Below are 24,941 nucleotides of genomic sequence, written 5' to 3'. Positions count from 1 at the left end.
AATATCTACCTACGATAATTGAATAGTGGAAATATTATCTGTTTTTTTATTTATAAAATAATTGATTATGAGTATTAAAAATATAGGGAAATATATATTTAGTAACTTTATTTTAATGTTTTTTATAGAATTTTTATATTTAATGATATTTTTCCTATTTTATTTATTTTAACAGATCACTTATTGTCTTTTGATATTTATTAGTGAATTTACTTGTCTATAATTCTTAATTGAAAAAGTAATTTATTCTCTGGCCTCCAATTTGTAAAATAGGGTATTAATCGAGGCTGAAACAGATATAAAAGAGCTCGCCATTGATAATGAAATTTTATTCACTGCTAACATGCTAAGATATTTTCAATTTAGTAATAGATTAACATTAATATACAAAATGCAATGGAAAAAATAAAAGCCATTTCATAAAAAACATTACAGAATTGAATAAATAAAAATTGAGTCTATAAAATCAAGCTATTATTAAGGAGGTGAAAATAATTCTAAATATAAAGTCAGTAGATAATATTTCTCCCGAAAAGAGTGGCTAATTTTCTGGTGATTTCTATAAAACAAATGAGGAAAAGTCATGAAGTTTTTAATTAATACTGATGTAACTAACTGGGTTTCACACAAAGATTGGTTTAACGTTCCATTACGATTATTTGTAGTTCCAAAGGATGATAGCTCGACATCATTAAGTGATTACAAATGTAAAATTGTAGTGAATGGTTTGAATGAGGACGAATATGAAATTGTAAATAACAATAACATATTTAATCCTATCAGTAGAGCATCTGAAATATTGGTAAAAATTAAAACAGATCAAAAAGTTAATGCCACAGTCAAATTTGTTGCTGAAGTAACAGATGCTAGTGGCAGTGTAGTTGCAGAAGCTGTTCTGGATCGATTTAAGCTGAAATCAGCAGGGTTGGCAGCACCTATATATCCGGCAAATTATGATAATGTCATTGACAGTGGTGATATAAGAGCAGGCGTTAAAGTACTGTTTGCTGATTCGAATATTTTAAACAAGCATGAACTGAAATTTATTTTTGATGGTAATGTTGAAGTTGTTCCAAGTGTACAAGATAGTAATGATATCCGTAGCTTATCTGTAAAGAATTCTCTTCTTACTGCCGGTAAACACGATAGTGTTTATTATACTATTAGCGAAAGCGGCAGTGCTAAATTCTCTACTGTTCAACGTGTGCTTGTAGAGCTTGATGAAGGCTCTGGAACAATTCAGGTTCGTCGTGATCTGGAAGTGCCTTATATTGATGAATATGATGAGAGCAGGGGCCGGCCAATTGGTGAGAGTATTATTGATTATGATATCAATATTATGGTCAACGATGTTAAACTTAAAGATAAGGTATTGAAAGAAGGTACAGTTCACATTAAAGGGTATTCTGCTGATAATCAGGATGCAGGAGAGATATTATTAAAGATAGAGTCTTTAAGTGGTGATGAAAATAATATTTTCCGTTTAGCTGTAATTAATCCTGAAGGAAATGCTGATGGTCAGCCGGGTGGTATTGATTTCTTCAATTATATAGGTAATGGTCGGGTAAGAATTCATTACGAATTATCATTTGTTGGTGAAGTAAACATACTGCATAAATCTAAAGAAAGAGTTTATAAAGTAGTTCTGGATTAATCAGACGGGTATTCCTAGATATGCTGTTGCATACAAAAAAGCCCAATTTTCATTGGGCTTTTCGCAGATTCTTTATCTGACAAACGTCGGAGATTTTTTGCAATATCTCCAGACTTGAATTTGGCTCCTCCAACTGGACTTGAACCAGTGACATACGGATTAACAGTCCGCCGTTCTACCGACTGAACTATGGAGGAATCGTTCCTGAGAACGGGGCGAATATTAGCGATGAACTGAAACCCTGTCAACGCAAAAATTCTTACAGGTTTGTTGTTTGCTCGCTATGCAGGCGTATTGTGTTATAACTGCGCTATTTTGTTAAAGCTGAGTACTTTTATTCATCATCGGCAATGATGTTGCTGCATGCGATTGCTCAGGGAACGCCATGATATAAACATCATAAAAATGTATTTCACCTTTCATTTTTATAATACGTTTGATTTCATCCTTTATTGCCAACGGAACACGAGGGTGGAGATGGAGCTCTTTGATTGCTTGGTCTGAGATTCTTTCGCTGACGAACCATTCGCCGTTGTAACATACCCGTAGATCAAGCACACCGATATCATCAAATCGATATACGGGTTTAATTTCGAATAATAAAATAGCCGCCATAACAATGAATAGTACGGTGAAGGCTAGTAGTGAAAGTAAACCAAAGTATGGGGCGTACCAGATAAGCGCAGTGAGCGTCAGGTAGGATACGAGCATAGCCAGGCAAAGGTAAGGATGGTTGCTGATAAACTGGCTGTTGAAACGAAGTTTGCCATCACGCTGTTCTTCAATGTTGATTCGTTCAAGATCCTGAATCAGTATCTGCTTAATGATATTCATATGTTGACCTGATTAAATGAAGAGAAAGTGAAATATTTTCATAGCTATCGGTCCTTAAGGCTAGCATGAGAGAGACGATCTGACGTAGAGCAGTTGTTTTATTTTAATTTGCCAACTGTTATTGATTGAGATTAATCTTAATGCTTTCATTAAGATAAAGGTTGAATAAATCAAAAAAATTTATAATTAATGACTTTATTTTTTATATTATTGCTCTAATAATGAGCGTAAGCATTTTTTTTAAAACACGAATGCATAAAAAGGTTGCTATTCTTTTTCTATCATGAGTTAATGCAGCCGGCCTGATAAACAGACCTACTTTATGTACGACATCTTGAGTTAATGAGTTATGTGTAAGTGTTATCCTCAGATAGCCTTTGTTGACCGTTTCCTTCTTAGTGCCTCCATAAGTAATAGCTGATAACTGGCCAGTACATGCCCATGTTGGCAAAATTTTTTTGATATATAGGAAAGTCACAATGTCTGACAAAATGAAAGGTCAAGTGAAGTGGTTCAACGAGTCTAAAGGCTTCGGTTTCATCACCCCAGCTGATGGTAGCAAAGACGTATTCGTTCACTTCTCTGCCATTCAGGGTAACGGTTTCAAAACTTTGGCAGAAGGCCAGAACGTAGAATTCACCATTGAAAATGGTGCTAAAGGCCCAGCAGCAGCAAACGTAACTGCTATCTGATTGCCTGAATGATTTTTAAGTCCGTCATTGTTTTATATAGTGGCGGACTTTTTCTTTGTTAGAGTAATATCCTTGTTTACTTATTAATTGCTTTTGATTACACTTCGTACCAATTTTATTGGGGAGATTAGCGTCATTGGACAGTCAAAGTTTTTGGTTAAATAAAAAATAAGACGGCAAGCTGTTCATTTCCTTCCGATTTGCTGCTTGCTGAACAGGGCGGGCGGTACCACTCAAAATATCTGAGCTGTACTTACTCAAAGACGGTACTATCCGGTACTCAGTGGAATTGCTGAGGATAGTATATTGGGTTTTCTATTATGCTGTTATATATTTACATTTTGTTACCTCCAGGCATGTACAGAAAATAACGCTGAATTAAACATTCGGCACAAATTTCTGTGTGCAAAATAAATGCACATGATTATTTATCCATTTAGCTGTATGGAGAATGTCATGTTAATAACTCCTTTTGTCTTTCATTTATTATCAGCTATGTGCTTTGGTGCGTTAATTGGTGCTGAGCGTCAATGGCGTCAACGTATGGCGGGTTTAAGAACTAATGCATTAGTTGCGACCGGTGCAGCTGTTTTTATACTCAGTTCAATAACAACTTCACCGGATAGTGCTGGTCGTATTGCTGCACAGGTTGTTTCAGGAATTGGTTTCCTTGGTGCCGGTGTCATTATGCGAGAAGGAATGAATATTCGTGGATTAAATACCGCAGCAACTTTGTGGTGTTCCGCGGGAATTGGTGTGTTATGTGGTCTTGGGCAGTATTGGCTGGCTGCGATAGCCACCGCGATTATTCTTTGCGCAAACATATTGTTACGTGAGGCTGCACAACGTATTAATTTACAACCCAGGTTGCAGGCCATTGATCAGGTACAGAGTTATAAAATTCATGTAGTGTGTGATAGTAATGATGGAATTCTGGTAAGAACATTAGTGTTACAGGCTCTCAATGGAGTAGCCGTGAGGCTACAATCACTGAGTTTCACTGATATGATCCAACCTGGAAAACTTGAGGTATGTGCTGAAGTATTAGCAACACCCACTGAGCAAAAAGAGATAGAAGCGATTGTTTGTCGTATGAGTTTAGAAAAAAGCGTTAGCTCAATAAATTGGAAAATTGCTTCTGAGTGATAAGTCTAAAAATTATTTGTATAAAACAACAATAATTTTGTTCGATAAAGAGTTATGGCTGACTTTTCATCATGTAAAACAAATAGAGCGTTGCCTGTAGCATGTTTTTTCAGCCAGGTAACGCGTCATTAATAAACTACTTTTCGAATCGTATGGTGGATATTTCACCAATGATACTTTTGTTTATATATTGGTGATCTTGAAAAGGATAAATTATAAACAAAATCGATAAATCTGTGATCAGTACAAGGGGACAACATGACGTCGTAGTTTTGCAAATCCCTGTTTAAGATTTAGTGATCAAATATCTTGTGCCAAGCGATATTGTGTTCCTGCTATTTTTTTCTTGAGATGAATTGGTTACAAATTCGCTTTATATGGATAATAGTTTTTTTGGGGTATTATCTATTGATGGTTTTATTACAGGGAAATAGTTAAATTTGGTATTTTTTACCATAGTAATTATCATCTAATTAACTATTCAGGTGTTGCTGATGATTGTCATTCTAACATTAAGCTTGATCGGATAAAGCTGATATAGGTATCGTACACGGGTACAGAAAAATTGATGAGTTGCCATTTTATTTTGTTCGGCATCGGTTGCCTATTACTGTTCAGAACTCTCAGTGGAAATATCATTTCACTTGCAAAAGTGAGGTAGAAGAATGATCTAAGTTTGTTCTTATATAAGAGTAAAATAGAGAATAATTCTGCTTGATGAAGTATGCCGTGAAAAAATAATGGTAGTAGCTAATGGTTACCATCAGGCAAAATTTCAGTGTATTAATTTAGCAGTTCGATATTTATCCGATGATAAAGTAAAAACACTTGCTGCCTTTTGATGGTGAAAGAGTCGTGATATTACAAGAATGACTAACTTTTTTTGCTCCCGCAGAGAAGAGAGCCACTTTTGCTATTTCTGTATTAAGAGAGGATGGTGGGACAGTAAAAGTTCTTACCGAAGATAATTCTGTTATTACTGTCATGGTTTGTCATGATGTAGGATTAGATTCCGAAGTTATTTTAATAGCTCAACAAACTGAGCTGGTAGGTGTTGGAATCCTGGGAAATGGAATAAAGATCGGTATTTAGTAAACTGAGGCGTTGTAAAAATCCCATGTTAAAAAGAACCGGTATACAGAAGGTTTACCTGGCAATGACGTTAATAAGGTCGTGGTATTGAGATACGTTGGTGTTGCAACAGGTACAGATATACAAAAAAAGTGATGGATATTTTACTTGGCTTGAGAAAAATCTGCGGGCGTTAGACAAAGGATAGTTAAAGGAGATAGGCACGAGGGAATATCATCAAGTGCTTGAATATAACGGTAAGTTCAGTCGTTAGTAATGTTTTTTCAATGTTAATTGTCAGCACTTTTATTCCATTTTTGCTGATGAAAGATATTCATTTACTAGTACAAGATTTGATATGTGATATTTCGTAGCTTTCTTTACGTTGAGATAAAATGAATAAAGAGTTTCAGAAAAAACCTTATCAATGAGGCAATAAAAATATTGGATATTTTATTGTATTGGCAGAACTGGTTTGTTCTCTTTTTTCTATTTAGATATATATGTTGGAATGGGATTTTTTACAGTAAAAAGTATTGTATGTTGGGTTTTATTTTATCATAATTGGTGTATTAAATGGCAGATGCGGTTTGTTTGTATTTTGCTCTCATGGAGGATATCTTTTATCCAATATCCAAATCACAACGGTATTTTCAGTATTATTGATTGCATAATTGATAATGATTCTCGATATCCATTTTATTCTTTTCTCATTTAATCAGCTAATGGGTTTAGAGTCTTTGCCCTAAGAATATTTTCTGTGGTTAGATGAGACTGTAATCAGTTGTTGCATTATTTTCCATGCTTGGTAAGTGGTTATGGTTACTTGAAAAAGTATAACTACTATTTATGTGGGGAAAAAAATTGTTCATCAAAATAATATCTTTTTCGTCTTTGATATAAAAATATTATGATATTTTCACCATCAATAGTGATTAATGATATTCTTTTGGTAAGAAATGGCTTTTATTTTACTGCTCTATTGTTATTAATTATTCTTGCGATAAACTTTAATCAATTGTTTTTTTCTTGTGGAATTAATTATTTTATCCATGATTATCATTCGAATAATGGTATCTATAATGTGAATCAATGACAATCATATTTGTATTTTTTTTGCATATGAAAGTAATATTTTTGGGATGGGGGTTGTAAATTTCATATGAAGTAGTGGATGATAATAAAAAGTTATTTTAATATTTGATTTGTATTATAAGTTCATGAACATTGAAATAGTGTATTTTATTTGTCTAAATATTAATTTGTGAATTATATAATAAATGGTGATTGGCATTTGATTTGGTTATATATTTATGTTGATTGAAGATTTTATATTTGTAATTATATCTATTATAAATCTTTAAAGTGGAAAATTAGATTAATAAATAACCTATTGTTTATTTAAAATATCTAATGTTTCTAAGGAATATATATTGACTATGTGTAAGTTTGATTAATTAATAATTTTGAACATGAAAACTAAAGGTGAAAAAATAAAGTAATCAATAGGATGGCCTTGCGTTTTTATTATATTATGAAAAATGATATTTTGATAAGTTTTTTTAATGATTTTTGCCATTTGTTTGGTTGCCTGGGGTCAAAATTGGCTGGTTTTTTCTATTATCTTCATGCTGTGTATTGTCTGTTATTTGAGCAATAAAATTCTGTTGTAGTTGTTTTTTTATTCATTATCTTACTGTATTTTATGCTATTTTTGTATGGTTGGTGTTATTTGTGCACGGTGGTATGTGCTTTTAGTTAAGTCTTATGGTTAAAGAAAGTACAAATCTAAACTAAAAGTGATCATACCAGTATCTTTTTTGCAACCAAATTTTACATAAAATTAATCTATTTTATCGTACAAATGGAGATGTCAGATCTTAGAATAAGATTATTGTTTACACCAATTACTCAGGTATATAGCTGATTTTATAGTTGACATTTTACTAAAGGTAGGATTTTTTATCGTTATTTTGAGTTTATAAGTTTAATAGATCGTATAAAATCAAAAAATATACCTAATATTTTTATTTAGATAATTTAACTTATTAAAATTGGGAATTCGGATTTTATTTAATTGTTTGAATAATTAATGATCAATTCATCGATTAAACACATATTAAAAGCCTTTGTTTTTGTGAGTCATGTCACATAGTATTTAAAATTGCGTTCTCTTTCCGTTGTATAATTTGATGATTCAGGAGTAAAGTTGTTCTGCATTAAGAATATTCTTAATCGGTAGTAAAAATGTTATATCAGGTAACGCAATAATACTTTTGCAGCTCATTACCGTAATATTTTTGACGTTGGACGAATCAAAAGTAATACAAGGGATGGTTACTGCTCTGACTAAGCCTGTATATTTTAGTTATGTAAGAGATTATTAATCCCTAAGCTATTTTAGGAATTTTGTCACGAGTGGTTTTTCGAACACTTAACTGATTTTTTAATGTAATCGGACGGGATAGAGAAATGAGTACGGTTGAATTGCTCAAACATATTTATGACATAAATTTATCGTATCTGCTTTTAGCTCAGCGGTTAATTAACCATGAAAAAGCATCAGCGATGTTCCGTTTAGGTATTAGCGATTCTATGGCTGATACGTTGTCTGAATTGACATTACCTCAGTTGGTAAAGCTCGCCGAGACTAATCAATTAGTCTGTAATTTTCGGTTCGAAGACAGTGAAACTATTCAGCAGCTTACCAGGGAATCTCGAGTGGATGATTTACAACAAATACACACAGGCATTTTGTTATCGACTCATCTGTTTCAGCAGTTATCTTCGAAAGATGATACTTCAGTGAAAAAAAGAGCATAAGAGATGGCCGAGAAAAGTATAGTTCAAGAAGCTAAGGATATACATCTTGCGATGGAACTCATCACTTTAGGCGCACGGTTACAAATGCTTGAAAGTGAAACGCAATTAAGCAGAGGACGGCTAATTAAGCTTTATAAAGAGTTGAGGGGAAGCCCTCCTCCTAAAGGGATGCTGCCTTTTTCAACAGATTGGTTTATGACTTGGGAACAGAATATTCATTCATCAATGTTCTATAATGCCTATCGTTTCTTACTTAAAAGCGGTTATTGCGATGGTGTGGAGGCGGTTGTTAAAGCTTATCGGCTCTATCTTGAACAATGCCCTCCTGTTGGAGAGGACGCCCCTATTCTGGCGCTGACTCGTGCCTGGACTCTGGTACGTTTTGTAGACAGTGGCATGTTGCAACCTTCACAGTGCCGCACTTGTGGCGGAACTTTTATTACTCATGCCCATCAACCTGTCAATAGCTTTGTTTGTAGTCTTTGTCAACCACCATCACGCGCCGTAAAAAAACGTAAACTTTCCTCTCAGCCTGCCGATAGTAATTCACAACTGCTGGATGGATTTGCTCAGCGCGCAATGTGAATTTAAATGGGAAAATCATTCCTACAGGTTACGGATTTGCACTTTTTTCCTGTAACCTGTGTTGAAATTGCAACCATTCTGGATTCAGACTGTTCAACTTCCCATCCGCTCACCAACTTAGCTAAAGGATATCGCGTGTTAGTACTTTTAGGATATATTGTAGTTTTTGGTGCGGTAATCGGTGGTTACCTGATTGTAGGTGGTCATTTGGGCGCACTTTATCAACCCGCTGAATTTTTAATTATCACTGGTGCTGGCATCGGTGCTTTTATTGTTGGTAACAACGGAAAAGCGATTAAGGCAACATTGCGTGTTTTGCCAAAGGTAATGCGCAGATCTAAATATAACAAAACGATGTATATGGATCTGATGGCTTTGCTTTTCCGGTTGTTAGCAAAATCCCGTATGCATGGTGTTTTGGCATTAGAGCGGGATATTGAAAATCCGCAGCAGAGTGATATTTTCACCCAATATCCACGTTTGCTTAAGGATAAGCATTTGATGGATTTTATCACCGACTACATGCGGTTGATTGTGAGTGGCAATATGAACCCTCATGAAATTGAGGCTTTGATGGATGAAGAAATTGAAACTTATGAACAGGAAAGCGAGATCCCGGCGACCAGCCTGATGATGGTTGGAGATTCACTTCCTGCTTTTGGTATTGTGGCTGCTGTTATGGGGGTGGTTAATGCCTTGGGTTCGGCAGATCGTCCGGCAGGAGAGCTTGGCGTGCTGATTGCTCATGCTATGGTTGGGACATTCCTCGGTATTTTGCTGGCATATGGCTTTATCTCTCCACTTGCGACTTTGTTGCGTCAGCGCAGTGGCGAACATATTAAAATGATGCAATGCATTAAAGTGACATTATTATCCAGCCTGAATGGTTATGCCCCGCAAATTGCTGTTGAATTCGGCCGTAAGACATTGTACCTCTCGGATCGTCCCTCTTTCACTGAGTTGGAAGAACATGTTCGCCGGGTGAAAGCGCCTGTTCAGCAAGAAACTGAAGAACAAGTATGAAGGCGCGTAACGTCTCGGTCATTAGGGTAAAAAGACGTAAAAGAAATGACACCAGATATCATGGTGGTTCATGGAAAATTGCCTATGCTGACTTTATGACCGCTATGATGGCATTTTTTCTGGTTATGTGGCTGCTGGCAATTTCCAGCCCGCAGGAATTGACCCGAATTGCAGAATATTTCCGTACCCCGTTGCAAGTTGCGATAAATAAAGGGGAACGCAGCAGTGATAGCTCTAATCCTATCCCAGGGGGAGGGCAGGATGTGCTTTATCAGGAAGGTGATATTCTGCGTCAGGTTGAAGTCGTTGAAGATAATGATGAATCCCGCAGGTTAAATAGGCTGCGTGAGCAACTCGATCAGTTGATTATTACTGATCCCCGCCTTAAAGCATTACGTCCACATCTGTTGATTGATATGATGGATGAAGGGTTACGTATCCAGATTATTGACCGGGAAAATCGGCCAATGTTTATGGTTGGCAGTGCAAAAGTCGAAAGTTACATGAGTGATATCTTGCGGGCTATTGCACCAATCCTGAACGATATTCCAAATAAAATCAGCCTGTCCGGTCATACTGACGACTTGAAATATGCCAATGGTGAGCGTGGTTACAGTAACTGGGAGCTATCCGCAGATCGGGCTAACGCGTCAAGGAGAGAGCTGCTGATAGGCGGGTTGGATGAAAGCAAGATATTGCGGGTTGTCGGTATGGCTTCAACGGTCCGCTTGAAGCAGGAAGATGCCAGTTCTCCGGTTAACCGTCGTATCAGTATTTTAGTGCTCAATAAGCAAGCGGAAGAGAGGATTGAACAGCAAAACACCGGCAGCAATTCCCTGATTATTAACGATAGTAAGGAAATTCACGAGGTGATTAGAAAGGATTCGGCTGAAAGTGGGTCAACACAGTAATCCAATGAAATCACAGTATCGGCTCAATCAGCATTACTGAATACTGAGCCCAATCGTGGTACCGACTAAGGTGACAAAGTAACAATGGATATTACCGCGTTTTATCAGACTTTTTTTGATGAAGCAGACGAATTGCTGGAGGATATGGAGCAGCATTTATTGCAGCTCGATCCCGATGCGCCAGATCAGGAACAGTTGAATGCTATTTTTCGTAGTGCTCACTCAATAAAAGGGGGGGCTGCGACTTTTGGTTTTATCAAGCTACAGCAAACTACGCATGTTCTGGAAAATTTGCTCGACAGCGCCAGACGAGATGAAATGAGTCTGACGACTGACATTATCAACCTGTTTTTAGAAGCGAAAGATATTATGCAACAACAGTTGGATGCCTATAAAAGTTCTCAGGAGCCGGATGAAAGTGCGTTTATCTACATCTGTGAGACTTTGCGCCAGCTTGCATTGGAAGTACAGGAAGAAAATGAAGGTGAGGTTGAGCCTGTCATCGCTGAGGTAGCACCAGGATTGCCTGAATCCGAACCAGAACCTGTTGTGACTAAAAACCAGCAAGGCAGAGTTCGGGTTCATCTGTCTGGTCTGAAAGAGCGCGAAGTTTCTTTGATGCTTGATGAACTGGCTAATCTGGGGGAGGTTTATGATGCTGAACAGACCCGGGATAGTGTGGAAGCCTCATTGGTAACATCAGCCACAGAGGATGATATTACCGCTGTACTCTGTTTTGTGATTGAGCCGGAACAGATCACTTTTTTGCCGGTAGCTGAATCAAAAGATGAAGTTAAAAACCGGGATACAGATAAAGCCGTCAAAACGACTGTGTCAGAAAAAAGTGCCATACCGCCTGCCGGGCGTCCCGCACCTGTGCCACCGGCTGGATCGCCACGTCAGCGTGCGGAATCTTCCAGTATTCGGGTTGCGGTTGAGAAGGTTGATCAACTGATAAACCTGGTGGGTGAATTGGTTATCACACAATCTATGCTGGCACAGCATTGTAATGATCTTGAACCTAATTCACATGGCGATTTACTGAATTGCATGGTTCAGTTACAACGAAATTCCAGAGACTTACAAGAGTCTGTAATGTCTATCCGCATGATGCCAATGGAATATGTGTTCAGCCGTTATCCACGTTTAGTCAGGGATCTTGCTAGCAAACTGAATAAAAAAGTGGATCTGACTTTGGTTGGCAGCTCCACTGAACTGGATAAGAGTTTAATTGAGCGCATTATTGATCCATTGACTCATCTGGTCCGTAACAGCCTTGATCATGGTATTGAAGAACCGGAAGTTCGACTCGCTTCAGGTAAGCCTGAAACGGGTAACCTGACACTTTCTGCTGAACATCAGGGTGGCAATATCTGCATTGAAGTTGTGGATGATGGCGCTGGGCTGAATCGTGAAAAAATTCTGGTCAAAGCGATATCACAAGGGTTATCAGTCAGTGAAAACATGAGTAACGAAGAGGTTGCTATGTTGATTTTCGCCCCTGGTTTTTCCACGGCTGAAGTGGTGACAGATGTATCTGGCCGCGGTGTTGGCATGGATGTGGTTAAGCGAAATATTCAGGAAATGGGAGGACAAATCCAGATTAACTTCCAGGCAGGTAAAGGGACAGTTACCCGGATTTTGTTACCTCTGACGCTGGCAATCCTCGACGGTATGTCAGTGAAAGTGAATAATGAAGTGTTTATTTTGCCATTAAGTGCGGTAGTCAGTTCCCTTCAGCCGCAGGAAGAAGATATTTATCCACTGGCCGGCGATGAAAAATTACTGCATGTCAGAGGCGAATATTTGCCACTGATTAAGTTATATCGGGTTTTTGATATTCCTGAGGCGAAAACAGATCCGACTAAAGGGATTGTTGTGATTGTACAGAGTGCCGGTCGTCGTTATGCCTTGTTGGTTGATCAGTTAGTTGGGCAGCATCAGGTGGTCGTGAAAAATATCGAAAGTAACTACCGCAAAGTGCCGGGAATATCCGCTGCCACAATTATGGGTGATGGCAGTGTGGCATTGATTATTGATGTCTCTGCGTTGCAGCAACTCAATCATGATCAATTGGCACTCAGCAAAGCTGAGTTATTAGAAAGAAATAAGCATTAAATGGGGATTATCCCTATAGAAAATCGTCAATATCACAGCAAAAGGTAAGATTATGTCGGCCATAGAAGCTTTTAATAAATTGTCAGGAGAAACTGCCGGGGAAGGGTATCTGGTTTTTACCCTGGGTGATGAAGAATATGGTATCGAAATACTTAAAGTACAGGAGATCCGTGGCTATGATCAGGTCACCCGTATTGCAAATACTCCTGCGTTCATTAAAGGGATAACCAATCTGCGTGGTGTCATTGTTCCTATTATTGACCTGAGAATTAAGTTCGCTCAGGAAACTGTTACTTATAATGATAATACTGTGGTTATTGTTCTGAATTTGCTGAACCGGGTGGTTGGTATCGTTGTTGATGGTGTTTCAGATGTTTTATCGCTCAAAGCTGAACAAATTTGCCCGGCTCCGGAATTTGCAGTGACATTGTCTACTGAATATCTGACTGGTTTGGGTTCACTTGATGATCGCATGTTGATTCTGGTGGATATTGAGAAGCTACTTAATAGTGAAGAGATGGCTCTGGTAGATTCAGTGGCTAAAAACTAATCATAAAAAATAGTCATTAAAAATAGCTGCCATGACTAATAGATGGCAGCTATTTTTTTGTCCATTCTCTGCTGATCCCAATCAGAAAAAATATTCAAATTTCTTTTCTTTGACCAGTAAAGTTTCTTTTAGCTATGCCGATAACAAAGCCATGCTGATCTATTGTAAAAAAGGGAAAACATGTTTAACCGAATGAAAATAGTGACCGGGTTGATGGCGGTCATCATATTATTTGGTGCTCTGCAATTTATATCTGGGGGACTTTTCTTCCATGAGTTGAAAGGTAATAAAGAAAACCTGGAAATACTGGATAAGATGCGTGAGCAGCAGACATTTTTGAATGACACCTGGGTTAACTTGCTACAGGCTCGTAACAATCTAAACCGCGCTGGCATTCGGTACATGATGAAGGATGAAGGCGTTGATAATTATTACACGATGGAACAGCTGCTGACTGATGCCAGAAGTAATCTGTCTATAGCAGAGCAGCGCTTTGAACAATATGAACAAACGGCGAAATTGCCTATTCATGAATCAGAAAGCCTTAATCGCCTTAAAAAATCCTATGATGTTTATATTTCGGCGCTTCATGAGCTCATCGTCCTGATTGAACATAATCGGTCGGTGGAATTCTTTAATCAGCCAACCGGCAAATACCAGAGTGCTTTTGAGGAAGAATATAACTTCTATTTGACTCAAAACGATCATCTTTATTCCGATGTTGTATTTGACGCGGGTATATCCTACAGAAATGCCGTGATTATGCTGGTTATTGTCATGCTGATTCTGGTTTCAGCCATGATTTTCAGTTGGGTTAGTATTAAGCATAGTTTGCTGAATCCACTAAATAAATTATTGGAGAATATTAAGGCGTTTTCTACTGGTGATTTGACACAGAAGATTACTGTTTCAGGCAGAAATGAGATGAGTATGTTAGCTGTTGGCTTGAAACATATGCAGAAAGAATTTATCAATACTGTTAGTAGTGTCCGTCACAGCAGTGAAAATATTTATAACGGAACCAGCGAAATTGCTGCCGGGAATAATGATCTCTCTTCACGCACTGAAGAACAGGTTGCTTCTTTGGAAGAAACAGCCGCAAGTATGGAACAACTGACGGCAACGGTAAAACAGAATGCGGAAAATGCCCGTCAGGCTAGTAACCTGGCTGACAGCGCCTCTGAAATTGCCCGTCAGGGTGGGAAAGTCGTGGCGAATGTTGTACAGACAATGCATGAAATTGCCGGCAGTTCTCAGAAGATTTCCGATATTACCAGTGTTATTGATGCTATTGCGTTCCAGACTAACATTCTGGCGCTTAATGCCGCGGTAGAAGCCGCACGTGCCGGTGAACATGGGCGTGGTTTTGCTGTTGTAGCAGGAGAAGTCCGTAATCTTGCACAGCGTAGTGCTGAGGCAGCAAAAGAGATCAAAGCATTAATAGAAGATTCAGTCAGCCGCGCGGATACCGGTTCTGTTCTGGTTGAAAGTGCCGGTGAAACAATGAACGACATTGTCAGTTCAGTCACCCGTGTAACTGACATTATGGGTGAAATTGCATCCGCATCTGATGAACAAAGCAGAGGGATAACTCAGGTTGGCCTGGCTATCTCCGAAATGGATCGTGTAACACAGCAAAATGCTTCTTTGGTAGAACAATCAGCTGCGGCTGCGGCCGCGCTGGAAGATCAGGCGGCTGGATTGAAGAAACTTGTTTCTCTGTTCCAGTTACCAAGTCTTGACGATAAGTCTCAACCAGAAACAAAAACTGAGCATTTACCTGCGGTTAAGACTCTTCCTGCTAAATCGAATCCACCTGTGTTGAAGAAAGTCAGCAATGTGGAAGAACAATCTAATTGGGAAACATTTTAAAACACTAAGTGATAACCACGGCTGCATATGCAGCCGTTAACCGAGGTGATTACATGTTAGGCCGGCTTCGTATATCAACCAGTTTATATCTGTTACTGATGATGTTTTGTGTAATGCAGATAATCTCAAGTGGCTTATCACTTGGGATCATTCACACAGACCAGACTTATATTGAGCGGATTGATCTGGGCACACAGAAAAGAGACACTTTAGGATTGAGTTGGGCGGCTTTGCTGCAATCGCGTAATACACTGAATAGAATTGCTGTAGGAAAAACGCTGCAACAATCTGAAGCTCATATTGGCAGCATGGTTGCTAATGTTAAGGAGACGTTGGATAAGGCTGAGATGCATTTTGCGGAGTTTATCGCACTGCCTAAATTAAATGACGAGGATGGCAGTAGTGTATTGCTGGCATCCGTGGAAACCAGCTACAAAGAATATATCAATGCACTCAGGGAGCTCTCTGCTTTCTTGGAGCAGGGGAACTATGATGCATTTTTAAACCAGCCAACAGAAAAGTATCAGCAGCAGCTGGAATCTGATTTCAACCAATATATGCAGTATATCGGAGAGGAGATTAAAACCGCCGTTCAAGATGGTCGCTTTTATTATCAGATTGCAACTGCCATGTTTGCAGGAGCGATCTTGATGGTATTGGTGGTTGCCTGGGCAGCTCATTGGTGGTTAAAAAGAAATTTGCTCAAACCATTCGCTAATATGCGCAGTCATTTCCAGAATGTTGCGGAAGGAAAATTGAATAAAGAAGTTTCTGTTTTCACTCATGATGAGATCGGTGAAGTTTTCTCCAAATTGCGTGAAATGCAACGTTCACTGGTGAGTTCCATTGCTTCGGTGAAAGAGAATACTAACTTGATGTATAGCGGTATTCAGGAAATTACTCAGGGTAACACTGATCTCTCTTCCCGCACGGAAGAGCAGGCGGCGTCACTGGAAGAAACAGCTGCAAGTATGGAACAACTGACAGCAACGGTAAAACAGAATGCGGAAAATGCCCGTCAGGCCAGTGAATTGGCAGTGTCTGCATCAAAAACAGCTTCTAAAGGCGGCGAGTTGACAATCAGCGTCGTGGAGACGATGGATGCAATTGCCAATAGCTCACAGAAAATCAGTGCTATTATCAGCGTTATTGATGGCATTGCATTTCAGACTAACATTCTGGCGCTTAATGCGGCAGTAGAAGCTGCACGGGCAGGTGAGCAAGGCCGCGGTTTCTCCGTTGTTGCTGGTGAAGTCAGGGATCTCGCTCAACGAAGCGCCGAAGCGGCAAAAGAGATTAAAATGTTAATTAGTGAATCCGTTCAGCGGGTGAGTCAAGGTTCTGAACTGGTCAGTGATGCAGGGAAGACCATGAATGAATTGGTCGCTTCGGTAAACCGGGTCACGGATCTGATGGCCGAAATTGCTGCGGCATCTGATGAACAAAGTCGCGGTATTCATCAGGTGGCACAAGCGGTTACGCAGATGGATCAGGTTACTCAGCAGAACGCTGCATTGGTTGAGCAGTCAGCCGCGGCAGCGGCGGCACTTGAAGATCAGGCCGATATTCTGGTGAAAACAGTAGCACAGTTTGAATTACCGGATAATTCAGAAAATAAACTTGAGAATGAACTTTCACTTACGCTGAGATCTGCGGACAGCGAAGGGGCGGTCAGTCAGACTCGCTGAGGCCAGATGAAATCAAATTTAATTGCTTCAGCGACAAGTTTACCGTCTTTGCCACTGAACCACATGATTCAGCGTTATACCTTGGCAGATGCGCATTTTGAGCGCATCTGCCAGTTTATATATCAACGTGCTGGTATTGTGCTTGCTGCCCATAAACGGGAGATGGTCTACAACCGTTTAATTCGGCGTTTACGGGCGCTTGGAATACGTGATTTTGGGCAATACCTGTTTATTCTTGAGAATGATACTGACAGTGAGGAGTGGCAGGAATTTATCAATGCATTGACGACTAATCTGACGGCTTTTTTCAGGGAAGCGCATCATTTCCCTTTGTTAGCTAAACATGCAAGTAAGAAGAATGGCTCGTACCGGGTGTGGAGTGCGGCGGCATCTACAGGGGAAGAGCCGTATTCAATTGCTATGACGCTGAGTGATGTATTAGGGCATCGTTTTCAGCAGGTAAAAATTATTGCCAGTGATATCGATACCCATGTATTGGAAAAAGCACGTAAAGGTGTTTATCGGCTGGATGAGTTGCGCCAACTGACAGATCAGCAGAGAAAACGTTACTTTTTTAAAGGCGTTGGAGCTTATGAAGGTTACGCCCGTGTCCGGCCTCAACTTGCTGACATGGTGACATTCCAGCATTTAAACCTGTTAGATCCCAATTGGCCGCTTGAAGGTAAGTTTGATGCCATCTTTTGCCGTAATGTAATGATCTATTTTGATAAAAAGACGCAGGAACGGATACTGCGCCATTTTGTTACTTTGTTAAAACCCGATGGATTGCTCTTTGCCGGGCATTCCGAAAATGTCACTCAAATAAGCCGGGAATTCTACTTGCAAGGACAGACTGTTTACGGTGTAGGTCGGGCAAGGAGAGGTCATGAATAAGATAACTGTCCTTTGTGTTGATGATTCAGCGCTTATGCGCCAAATCATGCGAGAGATCATCAATAGCCACCCAGATATGGAGGTAGTGGCTTGCGCCCCCGATCCACTGGTGGCACGTGATCTGATTAAAAAACATAATCCACAAGTACTCACGCTGGATGTTGAAATGCCACGCATGGATGGCATTGATTTTTTGGAGAAATTAATGCGTCTGCGGCCAATGCCTGTGGTGATGATCTCTTCTCTGACAGCCAAAGGTTCTGAAATCACATTAAGGGCACTGGAGCTTGGTGCCGTTGATTTTGTCACCAAACCTCAATTAGGTATTCGTGAAGGCATGCTGGCTTACAGTGAACTTATTGCGGAGAAAGTGCGGACGGCGGCACAGGCTAAATTATCTGTGCAAACAACTACACCGGTAAACTCTGTCCCTTTAAGTTTTAAGCCTCTGCTATCCAGCGAAAAACTGATTGCAGTCGGTGCTTCTACTGGCGGAACGGAAGCGATAAAGAATTTGTTGCAACCGTTGCCGGTAACCAGCCCGGCACTACTGATTACGCAACATATGCCTCCGGGTTTTACCCGTTCCTTTGCTGAACGACTGAATAAACTTAGCCAAATTACAGTAAAAGAGGCCGAAAACGGTGAACGGATTTTGCCAGGGCACGCCTACATTGCTCCAGGTGATCGCCATATGGAACTGTGCCGTAATGGTGCTGATTATCAGGTTCTGATAACTGATGCACCGGCTGTTAATCGCCATCGTCCGTCTGTGGATGTGTTGTTTCGGTCGGTAGCTAAATTTGCCGGAAGAAATGCTGTTGGTGTATTACTCACAGGAATGGGCAATGACGGCGCGGCGGGTTTGCTGGAGATGAAGCAAGCTGGAGCGTACACATTGGTACAGGATGAGGCGAGTTGCGTGGTGTTTGGTATGCCAAGAGCTGCAATACAAATGGGGGCTGTGGATGAAGTCATGGATATCCTCAAAATGAGCAAGAAAATGCTGGCAAAAATAAGCTTGGGGCAGTCTGTCCGTATTTAACGGTTGCCGGATAAATTTAATTTTTTAAGCAGCTCTGTGCTGGTTGGTAAATAATTTCAAGGAGTTTTTATGGCGAATAAGGATCTTAAATTTCTGGTGGTTGATGATTTTTCAACCATGCGTCGCATTGTTCGTAACCTTTTGAAAGAGTTGGGTTTTAATAATGTAGAAGAAGCTCAGGATGGGACGGAAGCCCTGACTAAGATTCGCTCATCACAATTTGACTTTATTATCTCTGATTGGAATATGCCTAATATGGATGGTTTGGAGTTGTTAAAAGTCATTCGTGAAGATGCGCAATTGGCTAAGATACCCGTTTTGATGGTGACAGCGGAAGCGAAGAAAGAAAATATCATTGCTGCGGCGCAGGCCGGGGCAAGTGGTTATGTTGTTAAACCTTTTACCGCTGCTACTCTGGAAGAAAAGCTCAATAAAATATTTGAAAAACTGGGCCTCTAAGGAGACATAATGAGTGTAAATCCAATCATGCCGAGGGATGAGACCATTAGTGCCAGTGAAATTATCAGCCGGATCGGCCAGCTTACGCGTATGTTGCGTGATAGTTTACGTGAGCTGGGATTAGATCAAACGATCGCTCAGGCCGCCGAGGCAATACCCGATGCGAGAGAACGTTTGGACTATGTTGTGCAGATGACAGCACAGGCAGCTGAAAGGGCGCTTAACTGTGTTGAGGCGGCGCAACCTCGTCAGAATGAGTTGGAATCATCGGCAATTTCACTGACCAAACGTTGGGATGAGTGGTTTGAAAATCCGGTTGAATTGCCTGTGGCACGCTCATTGGTTACCGATACCCGGAATTACCTCAATTCGGTACCTGAACATACTGCTTTCACTAACGCTCAACTGCTGGAGATCATGATGGCACAAGACTTTCAGGATCTTACCGGTCAGGTTATCAAGCGGATGATGGATGTTATTCAGGAAATAGAAAAACAGTTGGTGATGGTATTAATGGAAAACATGCCGGCTGATCAGATGGCGAAAACTAAGAAAGAGGCTGACAGCTTACTAAATGGTCCGCAGGTGAACCAAAACGGCGTGGGCGTTATTGCTAATCAGGCTCAGGTTGATGATCTACTGGATAGCTTAGGTTTCTGAATAAACGTGGCAAGAGGCCGCTGAACACATGTACACTGAGCCAGCTCAACTGGCTCTTCAGTTTGAAAACCGGTTTACTGAGTTTGTCTCAATTACATTTTTAATCAATTGCCCGAAACTCCATCACTCAAAGAGGAGGAGCAGAGGATAATATGACACAGCATAAAGAAAAATTTGATGGTTTGGCTAAAGGTTATGATCGCTACCGCCCTCGTTACCCGCAGGCACTTTTCCGTGAAATTTGCCACTGGCTGCCTAAAGACAGGGCACTGTCTGTTGTCGATATTGGTGCTGGAACCGGTATTGCTCTCGGGGGCTGGCAAATCTGCTTGGTCAGCAACACCATTACACTGCCATTGATATTTCGCAGGATATGATCGACACCGGTAAACAGAAACTGCCATGGGTCAGTTGGTTACATGGCAGTGCTGAACAGCATCTCGCCAATGTGGGTAATCCTGACCTGATCATGGCAGCACAATCTTTTCAATGGATGGATCGGGCAACGGTATTAAATCTGGTCAGAAACAGTTTGGCAGATAATGGCATCATAGCGATCCTGCAAAATAACCGAGATTACCGGTATAGTGAATTTCTGAATGAGTATGAAAATCTGCTGGAAGAATTAAGCCCTAACTATAGCCGTCACTATCGGGATGAGTCGTTCATCGACTCAAGTGCAACGTGCTTTAGCTGTCCACGGTGAGTTATTTATCGAAAGATTAAAAATGCTGGTGGATAAATATCAATTTGAGGGGAAATTGGCAATTTTATATGAAAGCCAACTGTTTATGGTTGTTAAGCAGGTTAATTTTGGAAACGAATAATGTCAGAAATAGCGATCAGCTTCTCTATACCAACTGAGGAAGATATCAAGGAATATTATTTTGCAGGCTTTTCAGGAACACCCCTGGTTATTGAATTTATTAACTCATGCACAAAGCCGAAAACTTAATGAATATCAACTTGAAGATACACATCAGTGGGAAAATGTATATGTTTATGATAATTATACAAAGATGCAGCGGTATTGATCGATATTAATCTTATTCTCCCTGACGAAACAAAATAGAACAGTTGTGGTTATCTTTGCATGAAACGGTTATACCCAATCATCCATGTTGTTACATATGGTAACTGTTACTAAAGGTGAAACAGCTTATAGCCGCTGTTTCACCTTCTCCTTGCAAGCCAGACTAATAAAACAAGAGCGTAGCGATAATATCTAAACCAAATACAATATCCAGAGTGCTCCAAATTTTTATTACAGCGATATCCTACTTAATGAGGCACTTCAAATTTAAAGTAATCGCTGAGGAGAACTATTTTGTCGTCCATAATTTCGATTAATGTTACGCCCATATTGCTATAAATATCACTATTTTTACGACGCCCTTCATTTTCCCAAATAACGCAAGCTTGGCTATTACTAGCAATGAAACCAGTTTTCCTAAAATGTAAATATTCAAAATTTGAGAAAAGTTTCTTGAGAAAAATAATCGACATCTTTTTACCTACCATTGGTGGAAGGCCCGGATAATAAAGTGAAATATCTTCAGAAAAAATATTATCCAGTCGTTTAAGGTCATACTGATTCATTGAGCTAAGAAGTTCTGCGGTTAACTCATCTATTCGGTTCATTATGTTTTGTCCTCTGTTTTATTTACTTGCCAGCATAATCGCGTTAAAAATTTAGGTCTGGCTGATGACTTCATTTTCCTGCTGCAAAACGTTTAATCGTTGCGCCAGTTGACTGACCCTCGGTGCGTTAAATAGATCGCGTAACGTTATTTCAACGCCGAAGTCACTACGCACTCTTGCTATTACCCGCATTGCAACTAAAGATTCACCGCCAAGCTCAAAGAAATTATCCTCTGGAGAGATATTTTCTAATCCCAATAACTCGGCAAACAGACGACAAAGCGAGAGTTCCTGTGGGCTGGAGGCGCCACTTTCATTGACTACTACACTGTTCCACGTGGGTTTCGGTAACGCTTTACGATCTAACTTTCCGTTAATGGTCAACGGGAAGTGATCAAGTTGCACTATTGCCGCTGGAATCATCGCTTCCGGCAAGCATGTGGTCAGACTGGACCGTATTAACTGTGGTTCAAGCGTAATACCTTTATGAGCAATGACATAACCCACCAACCGCTTTTGTTGACCTTCATCTTCACGCACAATGACCTCAGACTGCACGATATCAGGGTGTGCATTTAACGCTGCCGCCACCTCGCCCAATTCAATACGGAAACCGCGGATTTTAACCTGATCGTCAGTACGGCCAAGGAAGTCCAATACCCCATCCCGACGCAATCTTGCCAGGTCACCCGTGCGATACATACGCGCATCTGTGCCGATAAAAGGATCAGCAATAAAGCGTTCAGCAGTGAGTTCAGGACGATTCAGATAACCACGCGCTACCCCTGCGCCGCCCACATATATCTCACCCACAAAACCTACCGGAACCGGGCACTGAACCTCATCAAGAATATAAATACCGAGATCATCAATAGGTTCACCAATAAGACTTGAAGCAGGCTGAGCAACGACTTCACGTGAAAGAGGGAAATAGGTCACATGTACAGTGGTTTCAGTAATACCATACATGTTGATCAACTGAGGTGTGTTGTCATCGTGCCTTTGATACCACTCCTCCAGAATATGCGCATTCAGCGCTTCTCCGCCAAAAATCACCGTGCGTAGCACCAAACTCTGCCCAAGCTTAGGGGCTTCGCGATCAGCATGGATCAGCGCCTGAAACGCTGAAGGTGTCTGATTTAACACCGTCACTTTTTCGCTAACCAAAAGCTGCAAAAAATCTGTAGGTGAACGACTCACTTCCCAGGGAACAATCACCAGTCTTCCGCCATTCAACAATGCTCCCCAACACTCCCAGACAGCAAAATCAAAAGCATAAGAGTGAAACATTGTCCAACAATCAGTTTCAGAGAAATTAAACCAGCGCTGAGTACTTTGTAGCAAACGCATCACATTATGATGAGTCACTACTACGCCTTTGGGCACACCGGTGGAACCAGAAGTGTAAATGATATAGGCAGGATGTGCTGAAATCAGCGGTTGCAAGCGCTCTTTGTCAGACAGATCAGCAACACTCTGCATTTCCAGATGGGTGATCAATTCGGGATCATCTAGCAATACCATGGGGGTATTGGTTGTCAGGCGTTGCGCAATTTCACTGGTGGTGATCACACAAGCAGGTTCAGCATCGTCAATCATAAAATCAAGACGACTTTGCGGATAATCCGCCTCCACTGGCAGGTAAGCAGCACCAGCCTTGATGATAGCTAGCAGTGTCACCATCATCTCAATAGAACGAGGTAAGCAGACCATAACACGCTGTTCCGGGCCTATTTGCCGTGATACCAGATAGCGCGCCAGTTGGTTAGCACGTTGGTTCAATACCGTATAACTAATATTCTCCTGCTGATAAGTCAGCGCCACACTATCTGGCATTGCAATTGTTTGTTGTTCAAAGCGCGAGGTCAGAGTTTCTTCATTTAATACTGTGCGCCGTGCAGGTAATAGGCTGCCTCCTATGTGCCAACCTGGCAATGTCAGTTCACCAATGGGGCGTGATATATCCGCCAGCAATTCAGTGATGAAATACTGAAAAAGAGATTTTTGAAGGTTAATATCGTGGGGAGTGTAGAGGTTATCATTGGTATCGAGCGTAAACTGCAAACTGTCGCCTTTGCCATGATAATAAATGGTCACAGTGAGGTCCTCTACCGGTCCACTGGACAAATTTTTGGTACGCCCAAAATTACCCGCAAAGCTCACATTGCTGTTAAACAGCATCACATTGATATTCTGGGCAAACAAGCGGGGGGCAGAACCATTTCGCTGTAAATCACGATAGATATCTTCAGAACGATACTGCTGATGTTTGAGTAACTGGCGGATTTCTTGGCTGACCTGCTTACTAATGTCACCTATGGAATGAGCAGGATCTATTGTCAGACGCAGAGGTAATACATTGGATACCATACCTGGAATACTACGTAACATACGCCCTGAACGCGCAGTTACTGGCATACCCAAAGTAATATCCTGCTTATCGGTCATACGAGAAATCCAGGAAGCAACGATTGCAATAATAATTTGAGCCATACTACTTCCACTCTCTTCACTCAGAGTACGCAGAATATCATTGACCTTTGCCGGGATTTCACACTGAGTGCAACTGAACGAACCCAAGTCGGCAAACTGACCGGGTTTCGCCCCTATGGCAAGGCTCTGTGGCTCACTTCGGCCTGCCATATACTGTGACCACCACTGACGGTCATGTTGAAAATTTTCCGAGCGGCGGTACTCTTCATCAAAAGCCAACAGATCGCTAAGAGGCCCGAAAGGATTTTCCAGCTCAGCAGTGCCAGTCAATTTCTGGGTATACAGTTCAGCAAGCCGCTGAATCAGCAACGTAGTGCCAAAAGCATCACTAGCCAGATGATGGACACGGATAAACAAAAAATAGTGGTCATCACTGATTTTTAGCAGCGCAAAACCAAACAACGGCCCCTGTGTTAACTCCATCGGCTGCACCAATTCAGCCTTCATCCAGATTTCAGCTTCTGTTACCGCATTCACATGGTTAGATAAATCAATAAGCGGACATTTCCATTGCAGGTTGGTAACAATCTGTTGTTGTAGTCCTTGTGGGTGCGGTACAACCACCACTCGTAAACATTCAGCTTCATCTATCAACTGGGACAATGCCGAGTTAAGTGTCTCAATATCGATAGCGCCTGAAATATCAATATAACAACCAGTGTTATAAATTCCTGCGCTTACATTTAATTGTTCAGCCAGCCAAATTTCCTGCTGTGCTGCGGTCAGGGGGTAATAGCTCCCTTGATGTTGTTTCATAATTAATCCTCACAGGCTGGTGATAT

At 40.6% G+C, this 24,941-nt stretch carries 19 protein-coding genes, 1 tRNA gene and 1 pseudogene; 17 read left to right on the top strand and 4 right to left on the bottom strand.

What is annotated here, in order from left to right; genetic code table 11:
• Nucleotides 1-583 precede the first annotated feature (583 nt).
• The gene (locus VY86_RS21865; RefSeq protein ID WP_046976550.1) at nt 584-1,654 is read left to right on the top strand and encodes a hypothetical protein; all 1,071 of its coding nucleotides are present in this window, start codon (nt 584-586) and stop codon (nt 1,652-1,654) included.
• Between the two features lie 121 nt (nt 1,655-1,775).
• On the opposite strand, the gene VY86_RS21860 is transcribed toward VY86_RS21865, so the two are convergent.
• A tRNA-Asn gene (locus VY86_RS21860) sits at nt 1,776-1,851 on the bottom strand.
• A gap of 121 nt (nt 1,852-1,972) precedes the next feature.
• The gene (locus tag VY86_RS21855) at nt 1,973-2,488 is read right to left on the bottom strand and encodes a YlaC family protein (protein WP_046976549.1); all 516 of its coding nucleotides are present in this window, start codon (nt 2,486-2,488) and stop codon (nt 1,973-1,975) included.
• A 479-nt stretch (nt 2,489-2,967) separates the two neighbouring features.
• Between VY86_RS21855 and cspE the strand changes: the two genes are divergently transcribed.
• From cspE to VY86_RS26125, 16 genes and pseudogenes are all read left to right on the top strand, one after another.
• Complete coding sequence (cspE, locus tag VY86_RS21850) at nt 2,968-3,180, top strand: transcription antiterminator/RNA stability regulator CspE (RefSeq protein WP_010847246.1); 213 nt, start codon at nt 2,968-2,970, stop codon at nt 3,178-3,180.
• Nucleotides 3,181-3,636: 456 nt separating this feature from the next.
• Nucleotides 3,637-4,326, top strand: coding sequence for an MgtC family protein (locus VY86_RS21845; RefSeq protein WP_046976548.1), 690 nt, complete (start codon nt 3,637-3,639; stop codon nt 4,324-4,326).
• 3,543 nt (nt 4,327-7,869) lie between these two features.
• On the top strand, nt 7,870-8,220 hold the full coding sequence (gene flhD, locus VY86_RS21840; protein ID WP_021326104.1) for a flagellar transcriptional regulator FlhD: 351 nt from the start codon (nt 7,870-7,872) through the stop codon (nt 8,218-8,220).
• A gap of 3 nt (nt 8,221-8,223) precedes the next feature.
• Nucleotides 8,224-8,805 (top strand): flagellar transcriptional regulator FlhC, encoded by a 582-nt coding sequence (gene flhC, locus VY86_RS21835; RefSeq protein ID WP_046976547.1) that lies wholly within the window; start codon nt 8,224-8,226, stop codon nt 8,803-8,805.
• A gap of 135 nt (nt 8,806-8,940) precedes the next feature.
• On the top strand, nt 8,941-9,828 hold the full coding sequence (motA, locus tag VY86_RS21830; RefSeq protein WP_046977034.1) for a flagellar motor stator protein MotA: 888 nt from the start codon (nt 8,941-8,943) through the stop codon (nt 9,826-9,828).
• Nucleotides 9,825-10,700 (top strand): annotated as a pseudogene (motB, locus tag VY86_RS21825) (flagellar motor protein MotB); the annotation flags it as partial. The gene motA and the pseudogene motB, both read left to right, overlap by 4 nt.
• Before the next feature lie 123 nt (nt 10,701-10,823).
• Nucleotides 10,824-12,857 carry a chemotaxis protein CheA gene (gene cheA / locus VY86_RS21820; protein ID WP_046976545.1) on the top strand — a complete coding sequence of 678 codons (2,034 nt, stop codon included), beginning with the start codon at nt 10,824-10,826 and terminating at the stop codon, nt 12,855-12,857.
• Nucleotides 12,858-12,909: 52 nt separating this feature from the next.
• Nucleotides 12,910-13,407, top strand: a complete 498-nt coding sequence (gene cheW, locus VY86_RS21815) for a chemotaxis protein CheW (RefSeq protein WP_015834820.1) — start codon at nt 12,910-12,912, stop codon at nt 13,405-13,407.
• 180 nt (nt 13,408-13,587) lie between these two features.
• Complete coding sequence (locus VY86_RS21810) at nt 13,588-15,279, top strand: methyl-accepting chemotaxis protein (RefSeq protein WP_046976544.1); 1,692 nt, start codon at nt 13,588-13,590, stop codon at nt 15,277-15,279.
• A 53-nt stretch (nt 15,280-15,332) separates the two neighbouring features.
• On the top strand, nt 15,333-16,967 hold the full coding sequence (locus VY86_RS21805; protein ID WP_046976543.1) for a methyl-accepting chemotaxis protein: 1,635 nt from the start codon (nt 15,333-15,335) through the stop codon (nt 16,965-16,967).
• 63 nt (nt 16,968-17,030) lie between these two features.
• Nucleotides 17,031-17,861 (top strand): protein-glutamate O-methyltransferase CheR, encoded by an 831-nt coding sequence (cheR, locus tag VY86_RS21800; RefSeq protein WP_193386996.1) that lies wholly within the window; start codon nt 17,031-17,033, stop codon nt 17,859-17,861.
• Nucleotides 17,854-18,906, top strand: coding sequence for a protein-glutamate methylesterase/protein-glutamine glutaminase (locus VY86_RS21795; RefSeq protein ID WP_046976541.1), 1,053 nt, complete (start codon nt 17,854-17,856; stop codon nt 18,904-18,906). The genes cheR and VY86_RS21795 overlap by 8 nt, the downstream gene beginning before the upstream one ends.
• 69 nt (nt 18,907-18,975) lie before the next feature.
• The gene (gene cheY, locus VY86_RS21790) at nt 18,976-19,365 is read left to right on the top strand and encodes a chemotaxis response regulator CheY (protein WP_036848977.1); all 390 of its coding nucleotides are present in this window, start codon (nt 18,976-18,978) and stop codon (nt 19,363-19,365) included.
• Between the two features lie 9 nt (nt 19,366-19,374).
• Nucleotides 19,375-20,025, top strand: a complete 651-nt coding sequence (gene cheZ / locus VY86_RS21785) for a protein phosphatase CheZ (protein WP_046976540.1) — start codon at nt 19,375-19,377, stop codon at nt 20,023-20,025.
• A 152-nt stretch (nt 20,026-20,177) separates the two neighbouring features.
• Entirely contained in the window at nt 20,178-20,402 is a 225-nt protein-coding gene (locus tag VY86_RS26130; RefSeq protein WP_052760890.1) for a class I SAM-dependent methyltransferase, read from the top strand.
• A complete protein-coding gene (locus VY86_RS26125) occupies nt 20,342-20,731 on the top strand; it encodes a class I SAM-dependent methyltransferase (protein WP_338012155.1) in 390 nt (129 codons plus the stop codon). Before VY86_RS26130 ends, VY86_RS26125 begins: the two co-directional genes overlap by 61 nt.
• 575 nt (nt 20,732-21,306) lie before the next feature.
• On the opposite strand, the gene VY86_RS21775 is transcribed toward VY86_RS26125, so the two are convergent.
• Both VY86_RS21775 and VY86_RS21770 read right to left on the bottom strand, forming a co-directional pair.
• Nucleotides 21,307-21,666, bottom strand: coding sequence for a nuclear transport factor 2 family protein (locus VY86_RS21775; RefSeq protein WP_046976539.1), 360 nt, complete (start codon nt 21,664-21,666; stop codon nt 21,307-21,309).
• Nucleotides 21,667-21,717: 51 nt separating this feature from the next.
• Nucleotides 21,718-24,915: a non-ribosomal peptide synthetase gene (locus tag VY86_RS21770; RefSeq protein WP_046976538.1), complete on the bottom strand. Its 3,198-nt coding sequence runs from the start codon at nt 24,913-24,915 to the stop codon at nt 21,718-21,720.
• Nucleotides 24,916-24,941 lie beyond the last annotated feature (26 nt).

It is taken from the genome of Photorhabdus thracensis, assembly GCF_001010285.1.
GTDB lineage: Bacteria > Pseudomonadota > Gammaproteobacteria > Enterobacterales > Enterobacteriaceae > Photorhabdus > Photorhabdus temperata.
The sequence above is the reverse complement of the archived record's forward strand: the minus strand, read 5'-3'. Positions and strand labels throughout refer to the sequence as shown.